The sequence below is a fragment of the Mastigocladopsis repens PCC 10914 genome (genome assembly GCF_000315565.1).
GTDB lineage: Bacteria > Cyanobacteriota > Cyanobacteriia > Cyanobacteriales > Nostocaceae > Mastigocladopsis > Mastigocladopsis repens.
The window spans coordinates 2,325,660-2,346,023 of the sequence record NZ_JH992901.1; the positions used below are offsets into that span (position 1 = coordinate 2,325,660).

General features: G+C 44.5%; 18 protein-coding genes. 12 read left to right on the top strand and 6 right to left on the bottom strand.

What is annotated here, in order from left to right; translation table 11 throughout:
• Window positions 1-7: 7 nt before the first annotated feature.
• Window positions 8-2,347, bottom strand: a complete 2,340-nt coding sequence (locus MAS10914_RS0112470) for a cation:proton antiporter domain-containing protein (protein ID WP_017316274.1) — start codon at window positions 2,345-2,347, stop codon at window positions 8-10.
• A 401-nt stretch (window positions 2,348-2,748) separates the two neighbouring features.
• On the opposite strand from MAS10914_RS0112470, the gene MAS10914_RS0112480 reads away from it, so the two are divergent.
• Window positions 2,749-3,681 carry a M23 family metallopeptidase gene (locus MAS10914_RS0112480; protein WP_017316276.1) on the top strand — a complete coding sequence of 311 codons (933 nt, stop codon included), beginning with the start codon at window positions 2,749-2,751 and terminating at the stop codon, window positions 3,679-3,681.
• Window positions 3,682-3,771: 90 nt separating this feature from the next.
• The gene (locus MAS10914_RS0112485; RefSeq protein ID WP_017316277.1) at window positions 3,772-4,320 is read left to right on the top strand and encodes a late competence development ComFB family protein; all 549 of its coding nucleotides are present in this window, start codon (window positions 3,772-3,774) and stop codon (window positions 4,318-4,320) included.
• 62 nt (window positions 4,321-4,382) lie between these two features.
• Here the strand turns inward: MAS10914_RS0112485 and MAS10914_RS0112490 are convergent, their stop codons facing one another.
• On the bottom strand, window positions 4,383-5,054 hold the full coding sequence (locus MAS10914_RS0112490) for a L,D-transpeptidase (RefSeq protein ID WP_026082517.1): 672 nt from the start codon (window positions 5,052-5,054) through the stop codon (window positions 4,383-4,385).
• A gap of 493 nt (window positions 5,055-5,547) precedes the next feature.
• Here MAS10914_RS0112490 and MAS10914_RS34930 point away from each other — a divergent pair, with 493 nt between their 5' ends.
• The 3 genes from MAS10914_RS34930 (at window position 5,548) to MAS10914_RS0112505 (ending at window position 7,503) form a co-directional block, all read left to right on the top strand.
• Window positions 5,548-5,703 (top strand): hypothetical protein, encoded by a 156-nt coding sequence (locus MAS10914_RS34930; RefSeq protein ID WP_198014971.1) that lies wholly within the window; start codon window positions 5,548-5,550, stop codon window positions 5,701-5,703.
• A gap of 354 nt (window positions 5,704-6,057) precedes the next feature.
• Complete coding sequence (locus tag MAS10914_RS0112500; RefSeq protein WP_017316280.1) at window positions 6,058-6,714, top strand: sigma-70 family RNA polymerase sigma factor; 657 nt, start codon at window positions 6,058-6,060, stop codon at window positions 6,712-6,714.
• 156 nt (window positions 6,715-6,870) lie between these two features.
• Window positions 6,871-7,503: an anti-sigma factor family protein gene (locus MAS10914_RS0112505; RefSeq protein WP_026082518.1), complete on the top strand. Its 633-nt coding sequence runs from the start codon at window positions 6,871-6,873 to the stop codon at window positions 7,501-7,503.
• Between the two features lie 26 nt (window positions 7,504-7,529).
• Here the strand turns inward: MAS10914_RS0112505 and MAS10914_RS0112510 are convergent, their stop codons facing one another.
• Window positions 7,530-7,952, bottom strand: coding sequence for a gamma-glutamylcyclotransferase family protein (locus MAS10914_RS0112510; protein WP_017316282.1), 423 nt, complete (start codon window positions 7,950-7,952; stop codon window positions 7,530-7,532).
• A gap of 390 nt (window positions 7,953-8,342) precedes the next feature.
• Between MAS10914_RS0112510 and MAS10914_RS0112515 the strand changes: the two genes are divergently transcribed.
• The 3 genes from MAS10914_RS0112515 (at window position 8,343) to MAS10914_RS0112525 (ending at window position 11,779) form a co-directional block, all read left to right on the top strand.
• On the top strand, window positions 8,343-8,747 hold the full coding sequence (locus MAS10914_RS0112515) for a hypothetical protein (protein ID WP_017316283.1): 405 nt from the start codon (window positions 8,343-8,345) through the stop codon (window positions 8,745-8,747).
• Between the two features lie 230 nt (window positions 8,748-8,977).
• Window positions 8,978-10,330: a histidine phosphatase family protein gene (locus tag MAS10914_RS0112520; protein ID WP_017316284.1), complete on the top strand. Its 1,353-nt coding sequence runs from the start codon at window positions 8,978-8,980 to the stop codon at window positions 10,328-10,330.
• Between the two features lie 126 nt (window positions 10,331-10,456).
• Window positions 10,457-11,779: a dihydroorotase gene (locus MAS10914_RS0112525; RefSeq protein ID WP_017316285.1), complete on the top strand. Its 1,323-nt coding sequence runs from the start codon at window positions 10,457-10,459 to the stop codon at window positions 11,777-11,779.
• 34 nt (window positions 11,780-11,813) lie between these two features.
• On the opposite strand, the gene MAS10914_RS0112530 is transcribed toward MAS10914_RS0112525, so the two are convergent.
• Window positions 11,814-13,334, bottom strand: a complete 1,521-nt coding sequence (locus MAS10914_RS0112530; RefSeq protein ID WP_017316286.1) for a phytoene desaturase family protein — start codon at window positions 13,332-13,334, stop codon at window positions 11,814-11,816.
• 58 nt (window positions 13,335-13,392) lie between these two features.
• Between MAS10914_RS0112530 and MAS10914_RS0112535 the strand changes: the two genes are divergently transcribed.
• Both MAS10914_RS0112535 and MAS10914_RS0112540 read left to right on the top strand, forming a co-directional pair.
• The gene (locus MAS10914_RS0112535) at window positions 13,393-14,175 is read left to right on the top strand and encodes an ABC transporter ATP-binding protein (RefSeq protein WP_026082519.1); all 783 of its coding nucleotides are present in this window, start codon (window positions 13,393-13,395) and stop codon (window positions 14,173-14,175) included.
• 88 nt (window positions 14,176-14,263) lie between these two features.
• Window positions 14,264-15,751 carry an MlaD family protein gene (locus MAS10914_RS0112540; protein WP_017316289.1) on the top strand — a complete coding sequence of 496 codons (1,488 nt, stop codon included), beginning with the start codon at window positions 14,264-14,266 and terminating at the stop codon, window positions 15,749-15,751.
• Window positions 15,752-15,807: 56 nt separating this feature from the next.
• On the opposite strand, the gene MAS10914_RS0112545 is transcribed toward MAS10914_RS0112540, so the two are convergent.
• Window positions 15,808-16,098: a DUF3288 family protein gene (locus MAS10914_RS0112545; protein ID WP_017316290.1), complete on the bottom strand. Its 291-nt coding sequence runs from the start codon at window positions 16,096-16,098 to the stop codon at window positions 15,808-15,810.
• A gap of 248 nt (window positions 16,099-16,346) precedes the next feature.
• Here MAS10914_RS0112545 and MAS10914_RS0112550 point away from each other — a divergent pair, with 248 nt between their 5' ends.
• Window positions 16,347-18,803, top strand: coding sequence for an ATP-dependent Clp protease ATP-binding subunit (locus tag MAS10914_RS0112550; RefSeq protein WP_026082520.1), 2,457 nt, complete (start codon window positions 16,347-16,349; stop codon window positions 18,801-18,803).
• A gap of 142 nt (window positions 18,804-18,945) precedes the next feature.
• On the opposite strand, the gene MAS10914_RS0112555 is transcribed toward MAS10914_RS0112550, so the two are convergent.
• A complete protein-coding gene (locus MAS10914_RS0112555) occupies window positions 18,946-19,164 on the bottom strand; it encodes a hypothetical protein (RefSeq protein WP_017316292.1) in 219 nt (72 codons plus the stop codon).
• Window positions 19,165-19,291: 127 nt separating this feature from the next.
• Between MAS10914_RS0112555 and MAS10914_RS0112560 the strand changes: the two genes are divergently transcribed.
• A complete protein-coding gene (locus tag MAS10914_RS0112560; RefSeq protein WP_017316293.1) occupies window positions 19,292-20,347 on the top strand; it encodes a DNA cytosine methyltransferase in 1,056 nt (351 codons plus the stop codon).
• The last annotated feature ends 17 nt before the right edge of the window (window positions 20,348-20,364 follow it).

The following is a 20,364-nucleotide window of genomic DNA, read 5'->3' on the forward strand; positions in this document are numbered from 1 at the left end:
CTAATGACTAATCCAACACACTATCCATTGGCAAAAACTCTTTTAGTGCTTCTGCTTCGCCTGCTTTCACCACTGGGATAGAGAGCGATATTTGGCTGGCTGGGTTAAGCAACTGTACAAGTTGATTCAGAGAAGGCAAATTCCCGCACAATAAAACTTGGTCGCGAACTTGCAAGTCCTTGCTAGCATTGGGAAAGCGGATAAACTTGCCATCTCGCCGTATCGCCTGCACCATAACTCCAGATTGGTTGTGGATATCTAAATCAGCAAGGGTTTTACCAACTACAGGACTATCAGCGCTGATTGTTACCCACTGGCAAGCACTGTTTTCGCCTGGAACAGCAGCTTGACCTTTAGCGAATTCATCCAAAGCAGCCAATTCATCATCCGATCCAACCACCAAAAGCTGATCGCCCTCTTCCAGCCTAGTCTGCGCTGGAGGATAATCTATTTCTTCACCTCCTTGACGACGAATTGCCATCAAACTCGCCCCTGTTAAGTAGCGCATATCTGCTTCGTCTAAGGCCATACCGACGAGAGGCGAACCGGATGGTAAGGAATACCAGCGCTTGTTGAGGTCTTGAGTTGCCTGTTGCAAATTGCGGGAAACCTCAGACGCTGATTCTTCCGGTCGCAGATCCAAATAATGACGATTGCGGATTTCCTGCATTTCTCGCTGCACCACAGCAGATGACAAGCCCAAATCAGTTAATATGTAGGCTGTCATTTCCAAACTAGCCTCAAACTCTGGTTGCACGACTTCCCTCGCTCCCAGTTGGTAAAGCACCTCAATACTTTTATCGTTAGTGGCGCGAACAACGACATCTAGATCGGGAGACAATTCCAAAGCACGTTTGAGGCAAAGACGCGTACTCATTGGGTCAGGTAATGCGATCGCCATTCCTCGTGCGCTGTTGACTCCAGCGGTTTCTAAAACGTGAAAACTCACGCAATTACCATAAATATAAGGAACCTCAGCTTCACGCAATTGCTGAATTCGGCTTTCCGCCTGGTCAATCACCACGATAGGCACATCGTGCTGCTGAAGCAACTTCACCAAATTCCGTCCCACTCGCCCATAGCCGCAAACCACCACATGGTTTTTCGTCGGTAGTTCGTCAGCAACTGCTAACGGCTGACCTTCCCCGCTTAAATAGGGCTTCAGCCAAGGTATTGATTCTACCCAGTCAAATAAAATTGGTACTAAACGCAGCACGAAGGGTGTCAACACCAATGTTACCGCTGTCGTTCCCAAAATCAGTAAATAGACTCGCCGAGAAACCAACCCCAGCACCTGTCCTTCACTGGCGAGAACAAAGGAAAATTCTCCAATCTGAGCCAGCCCTAACCCAGCAATTAAAGCTGTTTTCAACGGGTAGCGAAACAGTTTTACAAGTGGCGTAATAATTAAAAATTTACCAATAAAGACCAGTGCTACCAATCCCAGAATCAATTCCAGGTTGTTCCACAAAAACACTGGGTCGATTAACATCCCAATGGAGGCAAAAAATAAAGTAGCAAAAATATCTCGCAGTGGCTCTACATATGTTAGGGTTTGGTCAGCGTATTCCACCTCGGAAATCATTAAGCCAGCGACAAACGCCCCCATTTCAATAGAAAGCCCCATATACTCTGTCAGTAGGGCAATACCTAAACACAGCGCCACCACGCCTAATAAAAATAATTCTCGGCTTTCAGTACGGGCTAGGAGTCGCAACAAAGGAGGTATGAGCCAAATCCCAGCTGCGACTGCACCGCCAGCAAATAAACCAATCCGCAACAGCGCCAAGAGCACTGCTATACCAATTGATTCCATCGGTTGGTTAAGGGCTGGTAGGACTGCGAGCATCAATCCCAGCGCTAAATCCTGAACGACCAAAATTCCCAGCATCACCTGTCCGTGGGGCGTTTCTGTTTCATTACGCTCCATCAAGCACTTAAGGACAACTGCTGTGGAAGACAAAGATAGAATTGCCCCTAAAAACATACCCTTAGCTGGTAAATATGCCCAAGCTCCTGTGGCTCCACATACCAAAACCGTGATCACAATTGTCAGGGCAATTTGGAGTCCTCCTCCCCCAAGGGCGATCGCTTGGACTTTTTTAAGTTCCGCAAAGGAAAACTCAACTCCCAAGGCAAATAGTAAAAAGGCGACTCCAAACTGAGCCAAAGTTTCTACTTGAATTAATTCTTTAATGAGTCCCAGTCCGGCTGGTCCAATGACCATCCCACCGATGAGATACCCTAGTAAAACGGGTTGTCGCAAAAGCGCTGCCAAGAGTCCACCACAGGCAGCAACGGCAAAAACTGAAACTAAATCAACTATGAGCCTGAAATCTTCCTGCACAACTTTATAAAGAAACTGTTAAGACCTATTAACCTCAGGATACAAAGTTTTTCATTCCTGTGGGGAGTAAGTTGGTAACAATTGCCAGCGCTCGTAGTATGACGTGGTTTCACAGCTAAACATACAGCTGGATCACCACACAGAAACATTGGAAATTAAGGCGGGTTACTGGTTCTATCGCTGGCTTTATGTTGCCAAGTTTAGAAGACGCACAAGCAGGTAACGGAATAATCCACAGTTGGAGTCATACGCTGATCACTTCCACGCGACAATTCATCATTGATAATGATTTATTTGTAGTGACTAAGTCTCAAAAATAATCGTGAAGTTTGGGAAACACCTCAAACAACACGCTAGTCTGTTGTTCAACAGAAGAATTGAGAATTTTTAGTAACACCTCTATGACGACCGAATATCACGCTAGTGATTCTGGCAAAAAGTTACTGGATCAAGTCATGCTAGCTATAAAAGCTAACCTCGGTGCAACCAGTGTCGTACTTGGGATATTTGCCTTACCTATTGCTTTGGCAGCACCTGCAAAAGCGTTACAAGTACAGGTGAATCCACAGACTCCCAAACTTGGAGACACCATATCAGTTGTGGTGAATCTAGATAATCCTGCTAATGGTAGCAATGTCACAGTAGCTAGTGGCAATGAGACCTACCTAGCATATGAAATAGCCCCGAATCAGTATCGGGCTTTGATCCCGACAACACCTTTAGAAAAGGCTGGAACTAAAGCAATTCGGGTTTCGGGAGAAGGTCAGGTGCAGAACTTATCCATACAGATACGCGATCGCAAATTCCCCATACAACGCATTAATTTACCCCCAGGCAAAGCTGGGGTAAACGCCACAGAGTATGAACTCAAGCGTGCAGCCCAGTTTAAGGCGGTGCGAACACCAGAAAAGTTTTGGGATGGTCCTTTTCTTGCACCTAATAAAGGACGTGTAAGCACAATTTATGGTGTACGTCGCTACTACAATGGTAAATTTGCCAATGATTACTACCATCGTGGGGTTGACTACGCTGGTGCAGCGGGTTCGCCCGTCGTCGCCCCAGCTGGCGGACGAGTCACCTTGGTAGGTAGGGTATCTCAAGGGTTCCGGGTTCACGGTAATGTCGTTGGCATTGATCATGGGCAAGGAGTGGCAAGCATTTTCATGCACCTCAGTCGCATTAATGTCAAAGAAGGTGATTTCGTAAAACCTGGTCAATTGATTGGCGCAGTGGGTTCAACGGGTGCTTCGACTGGTCCGCATTTGCATTGGGGGCTTTATGTCAATGGGAAATCTGTTGACCCCGTATCTTGGCGATACCAAGCCATAAAGTAGTAGCTTGTTGCATATTATTTGCTCAAAAGTGGGCAAAATAAATAGGATCAATTGGTACCGTGCCTACCTTGCTTGGATGGCTGAAAGATGATGAGCATTATGAGTATTGAAAAAATTGTGGAACAGGCTCTCCAGGATGGTTATCTCACACCAGCAATGGAAGCAGAAGTCGGGCGAATCTGTGATAGCGCTAGTGAACTCTCAATAGAAGAGTATATGGCGTTGGATCGGCTGATGGGATCGCTATTGACTGGGGAGGTGGTGGCGGTACCGCGCAAACAATTTATCAACGTCATGGAAGAGTTGGTACTAACAGAGGCAATATCCCGCATAGCAGAAATTGAAGTGACTAGCGAAAGTTCTCTAGATGTTGGGGATGTTGCCGCTTATGCCCTCAACCGCTTACCACCCTTATATGCCACTACAGAAGAAGGTGCCAACTACCAGCGTCAACGCGCCAAAGCAGAACTTCAGGAATTGATTGCCCAGCAAGTAGGCGAGGCGATCGCCCGAAATCTAGACCGACCTAATGATGACAGAACGCCAGTCGGAACCAAAAACACGGGCAATGAGGTTCTACGTCAAGTCAGTACCTTACTCCAAGCATACGCACCTCATTTTGAGCAAAAATCAGAATAGTTATGAGTCATTAGTCATGAGTCTACAGACAATATCTTCATCTTTTGACTCTTGACTTTTGACTACTGACGTACTTCCACTGGTGTCCCCAAACTCACCTGCTTGTAAAGCAGACGGACATCGGGATTACGCATCCGCAAGCAGCCGTGAGATATCGCAGCGCCCACGACCTCATCATCTGGTGTGCCGTGAAACCCAATTTGATTGCGTCCATCTGACCAAAAACCAATCCATCTGTCTCCTAAAGGGCTATCCGTACCTGAGGGAAATACTCTACCTGTAATTGGGTGACGCCAGATAGGATAGAGTTGCTTGTTCATGATCTGGAAAGAACCAGTGGGGGTTTCCCAACCTTTCTTACCCACACCGATTGGATAACTTGCTATGACGAGATCCTCACGATGAACGTAAACGCGGCGATCGCTTAAATCAACCACCACTTGAGTCTTTGTATAGGTTGGGCTTTGAGATGATCTTTGTTGGTCGGAACCTTGAGTCGATAGCAAATTTGAGATATTAGATGCAAGAACATTCTGTCTTTTGGTCTGGGTCAGTTGCCACGGTTTTTCTGCTGCTGACGCTTGCCCAGAGAAAACGTTTCCACCTCTTGCTGACTTGGTCTGAGGCGTCATAGAGCTAGTCATGCGCCACTGAACTGCCAGAGATAGGATTGCTGTACCAAAACAGAGTAACATCACTACACGCGTTAATGAGTCGTTTCTTACTATCGCCATCTTCTATTCTCTCCAGCAGACCCACCTGACCATTTAGCTATGAGCTTACCCTACCTTACTCTATCCTAAAGCAGAAAGCTGTACTGGTAGTGCGCCATGCCACTTCATTCTTAAGGATTAGGGTGCATTTAATCCGTTTTTTTTACTACATTTTACAACGTTAGTCATAGGAGCGGAGGACTTCTCTAGATAGGCTGGCTCCCTCAAACCCTATACCCTGCCAACTCGTCAAAATTAGTTTTAAATACTAAGTAAGAGTATCTACGGATAGCTATACTCATATCCTTTTATATTCTCATCATTCAGTTATCAAAAATTCATAAACATTTATCAGTTCCCTCATGAATTTGTCAATAGTCGGGGGCAAACTAGGGCTATGGAGATTGCGCTACTGCTTTCATCTAGAAAAAGTCTAGATAAGAAACTTGGCTCCCTGGAACTCTTTACAAAACGTAGCGATCAATCATTTAGTGGTGTGGGTCGAAGAAAAACTATGATGGAAAAACTATTGCTAGCAGTTACGATTACTTTTTCCTTAAATCTGTTTTTGCAAGTTCACGTACCAGAGCAAACAAATACAGATGGTAACAATTACCAACAAGAAGCTGAAATATCACCAAACCTCCTGGTAACAGTGCCCAAGAAATAAAAGTTCTATCAAGCAGTGGGGATAGTAAAAGTCAAAAAAAATGACTTTTTACTTTTTTCCCCATCCCCATATTTCGATTATTAGATTACTTTATATTTGTCAAGCGTAGGTGGTCAGTTAGCAATACTGCACAACGATAGGTAACATTGCTGTACCCCTGCTACGTCGTAACTGAGGGGTGAAGGAGGCGAGGAGCTATGCCAAAGACTCACTTATAGGTTCTTTGTGCCACCACTTAATTCTCCCAAGTTAGTATACCTTAATGTTCCAGTCCTAAATCCGTCACTCAATAAGGGAACTTCCTGCTAATTAGCAGGTCTAATAGATAGGGATGATTTACAGCCAGTACGATCTATGAGTCAATCGATTACTGTATCCTGGTCAACGGTTGATACGAGGCTTCCAGAAGCATCGGTGCAAGTTGACAAACTCTCAAATCACGACCTTATTTTGCGTTGTCAAGCAGGACTGCGCCCTGAGCGTGCTGCGTTTGCAGAACTATTGCGCCGCTATCAATCCCAGGTCGATAGGGTTTTATATCATCTGGCTCCTGATTGGTCTGACAGAGCTGATTTGGCTCAAGAGGTTTGGATTCGCGTGTATCGGAATGTTAACCGATTACAAGAGCCGGCCAAATTCCGGGGCTGGTTAAGCCGCATCGCCACCAACCTGTTTTACGATGAGTTGCGTAAGCGCAAGCGGGTTGTGAGTCCACTGTCACTGGATGCTCCCCGTTCAGTAGACGATGGTGAGATGGATTGGGAAATTGCTGGAGATACTCCAGGACCAGAAGAAGAACTGACAACTAGAGAGTTTTACGAGCAACTGCGGGAGGCGATCGCTGATTTGCCAGAGGTGTTCCGCACTACAATTGTCCTCAGAGAAATCGAGGGATTGGCATATGAAGAAATTGCCGAACTTACTGGTGTTTCTTTGGGAACAGTGAAGTCGAGAATAGCCAGAGCAAGAGCGAGATTGCAATCTCAGTTGCAAAATTATCTAGATTCGTAATGAACAGTTTGCGTCCTTTGGTTTATGGCAGATATGATAATTCATTAAGAATATTAAAGAAATTGCAGAGTGCTTCTGCCGACAGGAGAAGAATTGATTAATTTCTCACGCTTGTCCGCTGTGTTTACCCGTCTAGGAATTGGTAATAATGTTAAGATGACTACTGATTCTCAGTTTGATGACCGTTCCGACTTGCAACATTATAGAGATTTGCCAGATGGGAAGGTAGACCATGCCAATGAATCAACGGGTGCTATGGATATGGTGAAGCGCGATCGCTTCGAGTTATTAAGTGCTTACCTCGATGGTGAGGTGACGGCTGCTGAACGCAAGCAAGTTGAACAATGGCTTGCGGATGACCAGACAGTTCAGCGTTTGTATGCCCGACTGTTAAAGCTGCGGCAAAGTGTACGGACTCTTCCAGTACCGGAACCACCACAGTCAGTAGAAGAAACTGTTGAGCAAGTGATGGCACGTTTACACCATCGTTCCAGGCTAGTGTGGTTCGGTGGAGGTGCTGCTGTTGCTGCTTGCTTAATTAGTACAGTGTCTGGTTTACTGGGCGGTGAATCAAGAATGCCTCTACTGGCTCACAATCAACCAATACAACACGCACAATCAGCGATGCCCATTCCTGTTGTCGCGTCACCGCTTATGGTTGCCATAAATAACCCCGTGATCCCGATTCCAAAAACAGCAGAAGCCTCTCCTGAAAGTCCAGTCAATAAGCCAGACCCTCAATCTCAGGATCTCGAGCATGAGCTAAATATTGAATACGACATAAACTGAAATTATGAATTATAAATTATAAATATTCATAATCTATAATTCATATTATTATAGTTTTCAGTGGCACTCCACCAACCGTCAGGTAGGTGGATGCCTCCTAATTGAAGGGCTAGCTCTTCTGTCATTATGTAGACCCAAGCCCAACCAAGCGAATGCCCTTGTGAATCACGGGTTACAATTTGTTCTCTATTGTAAAGGTTTTCTGACACAGATCGGTCGGGGTAGTAGTCTTCCAAATTGTCGAGATCCGTTAAGACACGCGAGTCAATGAACGAAAGTAAATATCCGTGGATGGGGCTATCTCCTTGTGTCATTGCGGGATAACCCATTGGTAAAGCAAACAATTTACCTTGTGCAACTGCTTTAGTGGCATTGACTACCTGACCAGCACAGTATCTTTGATAATTTTCTTCACCTGGTTTAAGAGTGCCGTAAACAAAGACCTTCACCGCCAAGAATCCTCATTAGTAATATTCTTGTCCTGTTGCTGGATGAAATCAAGTCAGTAGTTTTGCTGTACCGTTAGGTCAATATTCATTTGCCCGAGAGCGTGGTGGTTTTTTTGGACAACGTGATATCGTAGGCTCACCTTGAGTGCTTCAACAGATAACTTGTTTACTTTGCAACTGCCAAATTTAAATGGCTACGAGCGTCTCAGCTAATCCACTACAAGGCGATTGCCCATCTTAAAAGTGATCTGATACTGCTTTCAATTTCAACAAACGTATATTTCAATACGTTTTTTTTGTGTAGCTTACCATAAAATTGGAAGAAAAAACGCTTGGTTGTAAAATACTGACCAAAAAATCAAAAAATAACGCAGGGTTTGGGGAAAAACAATGAACTCTAAAGTATTCGCCGCCTTGGGTGTAATGGCAGCTCTTGTTGGTTTAGTAAGTAAGGTTCACGCACAGTCCTCAGTTACACCAAACTCAAATGTCGGGGCTGACACAATTCAAGGAGATTCTTTAACTGGGATAGATAATAGAACAGCCGAGGATGATTTTGCAAGATTTTTTGCAGAACAAAATCTGAAGAATAATGGTTCACGAAACAATTTTGGAGACAGCATTTCTCCATCTGGTATTTGGCAACTTAGCGATCAAGTCGAATTACGCCGCAATGACCCAGTAACAACTCCAAATGATGTTATTTTCCCACAAGGAAACGAGTCATTTAACGGCAATGATGGAGTGCAAGTGCAGATTGACCTGGATAGAAATGGAAACAGGTACCAACAATAGGATTTCACCTAGTTTTCACTAAACTTTACTAAAATTTTCTGAAAAATGCCAAAAATTCAAACTCCCTCTAGATTATTGGGCTAGAACGTCCACAAATCTAGAGGGTTCTTTATTATGGCTCTGACACTTCCAGGTAATCTGTAGAGACTAAGTGTAGGTTTTATTGTCAAGAGATTATTCTGCCAACACTTTACAGTAGAATTAGACCTTTAGATACAGGAGGGCAAAACGTGACTCGTGTAATTATTGTGCGCCACGGTCAAAGCAGCTATAACACCGAAAAGCGCATACAGGGACGTTCGGATGCGTCCACGTTAACTGAAAAAGGTCGTAGTGATTCTAGTAAAGTAGGCAAAGCCCTCAGTAATATCCTATTTAACGCAATATACAGCAGTCCTTTGCAACGGGCGAAAGAGACAGCAGAGATTATCTATCATGAACTAGCAACTCATACTGAGCAATTTGCTGTTCCCCAAACTTCTGAGAAGCTAATGGAAATTGACCTTCCCTTATGGCAGGGAATGCTTAGTGCCGAAGTGAAGGAGAAGTTTCCTGAAGATTACCGCATCTGGCAGAAAAGTCCCCATCTACTACGAATGTCTGTGAAAGATGGAGAGGAAATTAAAGAACTGGTTCCTGTTCTAGCATTGTACGAACAGGCGCGGCAATTTTGGCAAGAAATTTTATCTCGCCATCAAGGCGAAACTATACTCATAGTAGGACATAATGGCATTAATCGTGCTCTTATCAGCATAGCCTTAGAAATGTCTCCAGAACGCTACCATTGTATCCAACAATCTAACTGTAGCGTCAGCGTACTCAACTTTTCTGGAGGATTGGGAGAACCAGTCCAACTAGAATCTCTAAATCAGACGCAACATCTAGGAGAAATTCTGCCCTCCTTGCGCCCGAATCACAAGGGTGTACGATTGTTGTTGGTACGTCACGGAGAAACCGAGTGGAACCGCCAAACCAGATTTCAAGGACAAATTGATGTCCCCCTCAACGATAATGGCAGGCAGCAAGCACAAAAAGCCGCTCAATTTCTTAAAGACGTGGCAATTGATTTTGCTATTAGTAGCCCAATGCTGCGTCCTAAAGAAACAGCAGAAATTATTTTGCAGCCCCACACTGGTGTAAATTTGGAATTGCAAGATGGTTTAAGGGAAATTAGTCACGGACTTTGGGAAGGAAAATTAGAAGAAGATATAGAGCAGGAATTTCCAGGAGAATTGCATCGCTGGCGAACAGCACCAGCACAAGTCCAAATGCCAGAAGGGGAAAATTTGCAGCAAGTTTGGCAGCGTAGTGTCGCAGCGTGGGAGGCAATTGTCCAAGCGGCGTTAGCAAAGCAACTCACAACCGGATTAGTTGTTGCTCATGATGCTACTAATAAAACCCTGCTTTGTCACGTTCTGGGTTTATCTTCAGAGCAATTTTGGAATTTCCGTCAAGGCAATGGCGCAGTTACTGTGATCGACTACCCTTTGGGAGCAACTGGTTTACCAGTACTGCAAGCAATGAATATCACCACTCACTTAGGTGGAGGCGTGCTGGATAAAACAGCGGCAGGAGCGTTGTAGCGTCTAGCCATGAGCTGTCAGCCTTTAGTTGGTAGGTGATTCCAAGCTGAAAGTACACAAACGCACAGTTAACAACATATAGAAATTAAAAAGCTGATAGCTGATAGCTGATAGTCGGTAGCTAAAATGACAAGTGAACTGCTGCAACAAGTAAGGGTTATCAACCCTGTTTCTGGAACTGACCAAATCTCTGATGTGCTAATTGATAATGGCTATATCATGTCAGTCGCTAATCACATTTGTGATCTGCCAAATGATGCTCATATCAGAGATGGTCATGGGTTGATTTTAGGACCAGGATTGGTAGATTTGTACAGCCATTGTGGGGAACCAGGGTTTGAAGAACGCGAAACCCTTTCGTCCCTCTTACACGCTGCTGCTGCTGGTGGGTTTACACGAATTAGTGTCTTACCTGATACATCCCCATGCATTGATAATCCAGCTGTTGTAGCACAGTTGCAGAAGCGAGGAGGAGAATTGGAGGAGATGAGGAAGATGGGGAAGGGGGACGTAAATTCTTCTCCCCTCACTTCCTCTACTTCCCTCACTCTTCCCTTCCTCAATATCTGGGGTGCAATCAGTCTAGATGTTGCTGGCAAGCAAATAACAGAATTGATAGACTTGGCAGCAGTTGGGGTGGTTGGCTTTACCGATAGTCAACCTTGGGAAAATTTTGGGTTGGTGCGTCGGGTGTTGGAATATCTCCAGCCTTTGAGCAAACCAGTCGCATTTTGGTGTTGTGAGCGTGAATTGATGGGGAATGGGGTGATGCGCGAAGGTTCAGATGCTATCCGTCTAGGGTTGCCTTTGATACCAGCTAGCGCTGAAACCTCTGCGCTAGCTGCTTTATTGGAATTGGTGAGCGCCACAAGTACTCCTGTACATATCATGCGTGTTTCTACCGCTCGCAGTGTCGAACTGATTGCATCAGCGAAAGCTAGAGGTGTACCTATTACCGCCAGTACCACTTGGATGCATCTTTTACTTGACACGCGAGCAGTTAAAAGTTATAATACTAGCTTGCGTTTAGAGCCACCTCTCGGCACTCCCAGTGACTTAGCAGCATTACGGCAGGCAGTACGAACAGGTGTTATTGATGCTATAGGCATAGACCATACACCCTACACCTACGAAGAAAAAACCGTTGCCTTTGCCGAAGCTCCTCCTGGAGCAATTGGTTACGAGTTAGCATTACCTCTGCTGTGGCAGCATCTGGTAGAAACCGGGGAGTTCACAGCTTTGGAATTGTGGAAAGCTCTTAGTACTTGTCCGGCGGAATGTCTAAAACAAAAAACAACTGCACTTGCACCTGGACAAAAAGCGGAACTGGCTTTATTTGACCCCCAGCAAAACTGGAAAGTCGAGAAGCAAAATCTATACACACTTTCTAGTAATACATTTTGGCTAGGACAACAATTGACGGGTCGCGTTGTGCAAACTTGGTGTTAGTTGATACAAATTTAATTATTAAAAACCTGATTTCCTAGACCAACAACTCCCCTGTTTGCTGCGGTTTCACAAGCGTATTCGCGCACAGAATGCCAGATGCGGCTACCGCAGGAACACCAATTCCTGGGGTGGTGCTATCACCGACACGATACAAACCCCGTATAGGTGTATGTGATCCTGGAAACATCCCCTGACCTGCTTCAATAGCCGGCCCATAAGTTCCCCGATACCTTCGTAGATAATGGGCATGGGTTAAGGGGGTGCCGATAAGTTCTAAAACAACACGCTCTGTGATATCTGGGATAATCCGCTCTAAGGCACGATATAAAGTCTGCGCTTTCTCCTTCTTTTTCTGTTCATACCCGTCATTGCGTTCCCAGCCTGCATAGGTTTCTAGAGTGTATGCGTGTATGACATGATGCCCGTGTGGGGCAAGTGTTGCATCCCACACACTGGGAATCGATATCATGCAAGTATTTCCTGGTACTGTGATATCTTTACTAGTATCGTGGACTACTACATGATGTCCAGTTACATTTTCCAAACCCTTGGCACGGATACCTAAGTGTAAGTGCATAAAACTATCAACAGTAGGTGTCTCCAAAGCTGCTTGGCGATAGGAAGAGGGTAAATCGTTGGGATTTAACAGCTTGGTATAGGTGTCCCAGATACTGGCATTGGAAATGACAATTGGTGCTTTGAGGATTTCACCGTTTGTCAACTGCACACCAACCACCTTACGTAGAGATGTTGCATGCAACGTCTCTACAAGAATTTGCTCAACGTGGTATCCTAGGAGCAACTTGCCGCCCCAACGTTCCAATCCCCGCACCAAAGCCTTCACAATCGCCCCACTGCCGCCTATTGGATACTCAACACCAGTACGAGAGCGTTCACCTAACATAAAAGCGACTTCTGGGGCAATAGTCCCATGTGCCTTTAAACCAGACAGCAAAAAGCATTCCAAGTCGATAAGCCGCCTGACCCAAGGGTCTTGTACTGTTGCATCCATCACATTCCCTACAGATGCTTGAATAAGGGACAAGTGAGGTAGCATCTTTAACAAAGATGGCAAGTAACGTCCCACTAACACGGGAATCAACTGCCAATCCGTCCGCAAAGCCAAGGTAGGAATCCCTTTCATCGCTTCGTATAGTGGTAACAAGCGTTCTTCAAAACGCAGGAATTCCCTGGCACCTTGGGGCGTAATTTTTGCTATTTCCTCAAAGTAACGGTCAGCATTGCCATAAACAGGAAAAATCGCTTCAGGAAAATGGTATTGTCCAAGGGGGTCGTAGCTTACAGCTTCTAGGGCTTCGCCTAAAACGTCAAGAACTTGTTTAACAGGATTCAAACTTCGCTCCCCTGTCAGACCACAATAGAATGAGGGACCAGAATCAAATTCAAATCCCCGTCGTCTGAAGCTATGAGCAGCACCTCCAGGCATTATATGGCTTTCACACACAATGACCCGCTTACCGTAACGAGCGAGTAATGCAGCAGCCGTTAACCCGCCGATACCACTGCCAATAACAATGACATCAATATCCTGCATTTTTTTGAGTTGTTAGTTGTTAATTGTTAGTTGTTTATTTTCCACTAACCAATGACCAATGACTGAACCGTTGATTGAACTGAAAGCCGTTTCTAAATCCTTTGGTGGCAATAAGGTTTTAGATAACATGGATTTGACGATTTACCCAGGAGAAGCATTAGGAATCATCGGTCCTAGTGGTACTGGTAAATCAACTATTTTACGGGTGATTGCTGGATTGCTTGCTCCTGATTCTGGAGAAATTTATATCCAAGGAGTACGGCGAGAGGGTTTGATTGAGGATGCTACAGATTCGGTTGGTATTGGCATGGTGTTTCAGCAGGCGGCGTTATTTGATTCTTTGACGGTAGAAGAGAATGTGGGATTTTTACTTTATCAATACTCAAAGCTACCGCGCTCTCGCATTCGAGAATTGGTCAATGAAAAATTGGAGATGGTAGGGTTATCGGGAATAGGCGATCGCTTTCCTGCGGAACTTTCCGGAGGTATGCGAAAACGGGTCAGCTTTGCTCGTGCGATTATGTCTAATCCCGATAACATCAAAGATACATCAGAAGTTTTACTGTACGATGAACCAACTGCCGGACTTGATCCCATTGCTTCCACGGTGATAGAAAATTTAATCCGGCAATTGCAATGTACCCAAGGCATCTGTAGCACCTACGCTATTGTCACTCACCAAGGCAGCACCATTCGTCGCACGGCTGACAGGCTGGTGTTTCTCTACCAAGGTAAAGTGCAATGGCAAGGTAGTGTCAGTGAAATAGATACGACAGATCATCCTTTAATTAGACAATTTGTTAGTGGAAGTGTCTCTGGACCAATTCATGTTATTGGCTAGGAGAATTTTGGATTTTGGATTTTGGATTGAAGGCAAAATCTAAAATCTGAAATTTGAAATCTAAAATCCATAGGTGAGGACAAATAAAATGCGCTCGCGAACATTTCGAGAAGGTTCTGTGGGGTTGTTGCTCCTGCTGGGACTGGGAGTGTTTGGATTAATCATTTTGTGGTTGACTAGATTCACTGCTGCTCGCAGTTCATACAAAGCTATTGTTGAATTTGCTAACGCTGGCGGGATGCAAAAAGGGGCAGTGGTTCGGTATCGTGGCGTGGAAGTAGGTGCTATTTCTGCTATTCGACCGGGACCAAACAATGTTGATGTGGTCATTGAAATTACTAAATCTGACCTGATTATGCCCAACAATGTAAAAGTTGAAGCGAATCAGTCGGGACTCATTAGCGAAAGCGTTATTGACATTACACCAAAAGCACAGCTACCTCCTGGGGTTGTGCTTGCTAAACCCTTGGACAAAAATTGCAACTCCCAGATGATTGTTTGTAACGGCTCTCGGTTAACAGGTCAGATTGGTATTAGTACCGATGAACTTATTCGCTCTACAACACAGCTAGCTAGTGTATACTCTAGCCCACAGTTCTATAGAAACGTCAATAAGGCTGTGGAAAATACCGCTGTAGCTGCGGCAAGTGTCGCTGAGTTAAGTAGCAACCTCAATGTTTTGAGCAAAAGCGTGCAACAACAGATCAACGGCATTGCTGCTACTAACAATACAGTTCAACAGGCAACAACTCAACTCAGCACATCTAGCACGAAAACCTTAAATGAATTCGGTGCTACTGCCAAAGAAATTCGTTTAACCACCACTCAAGTTAATAAGTTGGTTAACAACCTTGATACTCTGGTCACAAGTAACCGCTCTTCGCTGGTTGGAGCATTGAACAATATCACTCAAACTAGTGAACAATTGCGAACCACAGTTAGCAGCCTATCCCCTACTGTCAATCGCGTGACTCAAGGAGAATTAATCAAAAATTTAGAAACTCTGTCTGCAAATGCGGCACAAGCTTCTGCTAATTTACGAGAGGTGAGTAATAGCCTCAACAATCCTAATAACCTGCTGGTACTGCAACAAACCTTAGATTCTGCTCGTGTGACATTTGAGAACACTCAGAAGATTACATCTGATTTAGATGAATTGACGGGAGATCCAGCTTTTCGAGAAAATCTACGGCAACTAGTCAATGGTTTGAGTGGCTTGGTATCCTCCACAGAACAGATGCAGCAACATGTGCAGATAGCGAATACTCTAGATTCAGTCAAAGCTGCCGTTGACAACCCCAGTGCTGCAATTTCCGCACCAAATACAAATCAACAGCAGATGATGTTTAATCTCTCATCCACTGCTGCTAAGAGTGCTGGCAAAACGTTTCAACCTACTACCATTACCTTTACTTCTTCCCGACCAAGCGTCAATCAACAATCGGTCATATTTAATACCTTAAACCCTGCTGTTAGGGATGCTGGCAAACAGGCTCTTCAACCTACCACGACTCCTTCCTCATCTCAAGAAAACCTCTTGAGACAATTGAGGAAGCATCGGGAGGAACAGGAGTAGGGGAAGTTGAGGAAGTGGTTAGTAGTTATTCTTGACAACTAACAACTAACAACTAACTAATTCCAATCTTCTTCTTCTTTTTTGCCACGACTTTTGTAAATGCCCCCAACTTTGTGTAACTGGCGGGTTTTCTCAAAAAGTTCTTCTTCGCTAAGACCCCATTGCTGTAAGACTTTATCTAAGTCTTGTTGGATATCTCTTGCACCCGGAAAGCGGGAATAACGAATTCGCAATCTAGCGAGTTCTGCTAGATTATGATCAGTCGCCTCTTGAGTCAGTAAAATCTCAACGATGGGGCGATCGCGATTGTACAAAGGATGCTGTTGGTCTTTATTTCCTTTACTCATACAATTTTGGAGTTTAAACTCAAAATAGGGGAGTGTTATTTATTATTCTCCGACTTTCCCACTTCCTCTCTCCCCCACTCCTCCTATGAGTCCTAACTGACGGCAAACACGCCTAAGCTCTTACGGCTCTCCCTACTGTCACTCGGTTTTAAACAAAGATACATTGTCATTAAGAAAGTACACAAATGTTCAGGTGAGGGTGAGTCACATTGCCCAAAGCCCAAGCAGCAAGGGAGCAAGAACCCGCTATGTTTGAACACTTCACATCCGAAGCCATTAAAGTCATTATGCTAGCCCAGGAGGAAGCGCGTCGCCTGGGACACAACTTCGTTGGAACGGAGCAAATTCTCCTGGGGTTAATTGGAGAAGGAACAGGGGTTGCTGCCAAAGTGCTGACCGACTTGGGCGTTACTCTCAAAGAAGCGCGTCGCGAAGTAGAAAGAATTATTGGTCGGGGTTCTGGCTTTGTACCCCCGGAAATTCCTTTTACGCCTAAGGTGAAAAGCTTATTCGAGCAAGCGTTTAAAGAAGCTCGTAGCCTGGGACAAAATTATATAGGTACTGAACACTTACTCTTGGGATTAACTGAGGCTGGTGAAGGCGTTGCCGCTAAAGTCTTGCAAAATTTAGGAATTGATTTAGCGCAAGTCCGTGCAACTGTTATTCGTCAGTTAGGTGAAGTGGCATCGGTTTCTGGAGGTCGCGGTGGCGGTCAAAAGCGCAACCAATCCTTAACTTTAGAGGAATTTGGTAGAAATCTTACCAAACAAGCAAAAGAAGGTAAGCTTGACCCTGTTGTCGGACGCGAGAAGGAAATTGAGCGTACGGTTCAGATTCTTGGTCGTCGGACTAAGAATAACCCTGTATTGATTGGTGAGCCAGGAGTTGGTAAAACAGCGATCGCTGAAGGTCTAGCTCAACGTATTGTTAATCAAGATGTTCCCGACATTTTACAAGACAGGGAAGTCATCAGCCTTGACATGGCGTCAGTTGTGGCAGGGACTCGCTTCCGTGGCGATTTTGAGGAACGCCTTAAGAAAATCATGGAAGAAATCCGCTCTGCGGGTAACATCATCCTGGTGATTGATGAACTTCACACTTTGGTCGGTGCTGGTGGCACAGAAGGCGGCATGGATGCAGCTAACATCCTTAAACCTGCATTGGCACGGGGTGAACTCCAGTGCATTGGCGCAACCACCCTTGATGAGTACCGTCAGCATATTGAGCGCGATGCAGCTCTTGAGCGTCGTTTCCAACCGATTATGGTAGGCGAACCATCGGTTGAGGAAACTATCGAGATATTATATGGCTTGCGCTCCGCTTATGAACAGCACCACAAAGTTCAAATCTCTGATGCAGCCGTCGTTGCCGCAGCTCAACTCTCAGACCGATACATCAGCGATCGCTTCTTACCTGATAAAGCGATCGACTTAATTGATGAAGCTGGGTCTCGCGTTCGTTTACGGAACTCTCTAAAGTCTCCTAATCGGGAACTCAAGCGCGAATTGGCGCAAGTGACCAAGGAAAAACAGGAATCTGTCAAAGTTCAGGACTTCGATAAAGCAGGACAACTGCGAGACAAGGAGTTAGAACTCGAATCTCAATTAAGAGATTTACCACAGAACAATAAATCTGTCAATAGTCCAATTGTGGATGAGGAAGATATTGCTCAGATTGTCGCTTCCTGGACTGGCGTACCAGTCAACAAAATTACTGAATCGGAATCTGAGTTGCTGCTGCATTTAGAAGACACTCTCCACCAGCGTCTCATCGGTCAGGAGCAAGCAGTTACCGCAGTTTCCCGAGCAATTCGTCGCGCAAGAGTTGGGTTAAAGAATCCTAATCGACCGATTGCAAGCTTTATCTTCTCTGGTCCTACCGGAGTAGGTAAGACAGAATTAGCGAAAGCATTGGCTTCGTACTTCTTTGGTGCTGAAGAAGCGATGATTCGCCTCGATATGTCCGAATTCATGGAACGCCACACTGTTTCCAAACTGATTGGCTCACCTCCTGGTTACGTCGGATACGACGAAGGCGGACAACTTACCGAAGCCGTACGGCGCAAACCATACACGGTAGTGCTATTTGATGAAATTGAAAAAGCACACCCCGATGTCTTCAATATGCTGCTGCAACTGTTGGACGACGGTCACCTCACCGATGCGAAAGGTCGGAAAGTGGACTTCAAGAACACCTTAATTATCATGACTTCTAACATCGGTTCTAAGGTGATTGAAAAAGGTGGCGGTGGTTTGGGCTTCCAGTTCGTTGAAGATGAAGCGGAGGCTAATTACAACCGCATTAAAACACTGGTCAACGAAGAATTGAAAACATTCTTCCGTCCAGAGTTCCTCAACCGTCTCGACGAGATCATAGTCTTCACTCAGTTGAAGAAAGATGAGGTCAAGCAAATTGCTGACATTATGCTGCACGAAGTTGCGACCCGCTTAACTGAGAAGGGAATTATACTCGAAGTTAGCGATCGCTTCAAAGAGCGTGTGTTGCAAGAAGGCTACAACCCCAGCTACGGTGCTAGACCTTTACGTCGAGCAATTATGCGCCTGCTAGAAGATTCTTTGGCTGAGGCGATGCTCTCGGGTGAAATTGCAGAAGGCGACACAGCCATTGTGGATGTTGACAATGACGGTCAAGTGAAAGTACAGAAGTCACAGAAGCGAGAGCTGTTACTCGCAAATCTTGGCTAAAATTCGTACCATGTGACTTTTTGCTGACCCTGTAAGCTTAAAAGGCTCTTTGGCAGACATCAAGTGAAACGGTAATAGTAACTTTTGCCCTGGTAGAGATATCAGGGAATTTTTTTATGTGGGGAGACAGCGCTTCGCTAAATTAAGATTTATCAGATCCAGTTTTAGACCGACTTGCTCTTTCCATCACCCTTTGGGTAGGCTTAGTACTTGCCTGTTTTTCCACTTTTTCCCAATCTACCTGTTCTAACACTGCGTCTAATACATCCGATAGATTGCAGTGCTGCTCATAGGCAATCCGTCTAAGAATGTCATGATGTTCAGGCTTGATGTACACAGGCTTTCTTTGGGTCGGTGCCATTGTCTGTTTTATTAGTATGTTTATTTCACACTATATCTTAGCTAGATAGCTATGTTGACAAATAGCTAATTAGCTTCTTAAATATAACAAGAGATTAATAAACTCTCAAAATTCTCTCAGAATGTCTATGGAAAAAGCAGTAGTTGCACTATTTGCGGGTTGTGGAGGTTTGGATTTAGGCTTCCGTAAAGCAGGTTTCAATGTTGTATGGGCAAATGAATATGACAAAGACATCTGGGAGACTTACGAGAAGAACCATTTAAATACAGTTATCGACAGGCGAGACATCAGGGAAATTTCCTCAAAAGAAATTCCTGATTGTGTTGGGATTATAGGCGGACCTCCATGCCAAAGTTGGAGTGAAGCAGGTAGCCAGCGAGGAATCAATGATGAGCGTGGCAAATTATTTTTGGAGTATGTGCGGATTCTTAAAGATAAACAACCTTTATTTTTTCTAGCTGAAAATGTATCTGGGATGCTTCATAAAAAGCACCAATTAGCTTTAAATAATATTATTACTGCATTTGAAGAAGCTGGCTACGTTATCTCATATAAATTACTTAACGCTATGCGCTATAACGTTCCCCAGGATAGAAAGCGAGTTATATTTATTGGTTATCATGTAGATTTAAAAAAACGTTTTAATTTTGCTTTGCTAAAGCAAGATTCCCATACCCCCACTTTAAAAGAAACAATTTGGGATTTACGTGAGTCTGCACTTCCAGCTTTAGAAAAAAGTAAAACAAATGGGGAGTTTTGCTTAGTTCAAAACCATGAATATATGATTGGTGGTTTTTCCAGTATGTATATGTCCCGCAACCGTGTTAGGTCTTGGAATGAGATATCTTTCACAATTCAAGCCGGTGGTCGTCATGCACCTATACATCCACAAGCAAATAAAATGATTCATGTAGGAAAAGACAAGTGGATTTTTGCTCCAGATTCGCTACAAACATACAGAAGATTATCAGTTCGAGAGTGTGCCAGAATTCAAACATTTCCTGATGACTTTATTTTCTACTACAAAGACTTAGCTGCTGGTTATAAAATGGTTGGCAATGCTGTTCCTGTTAATTTCAGCTATGCTTTAGCACAGGCTATATATACCGATTTATTCTCTGTTAAACGAGAAATAGTGGAATATAAACCTCTACCGTTGCAATTAACTCTGAATCTCTTTTAGTAATATGTGAATCTATT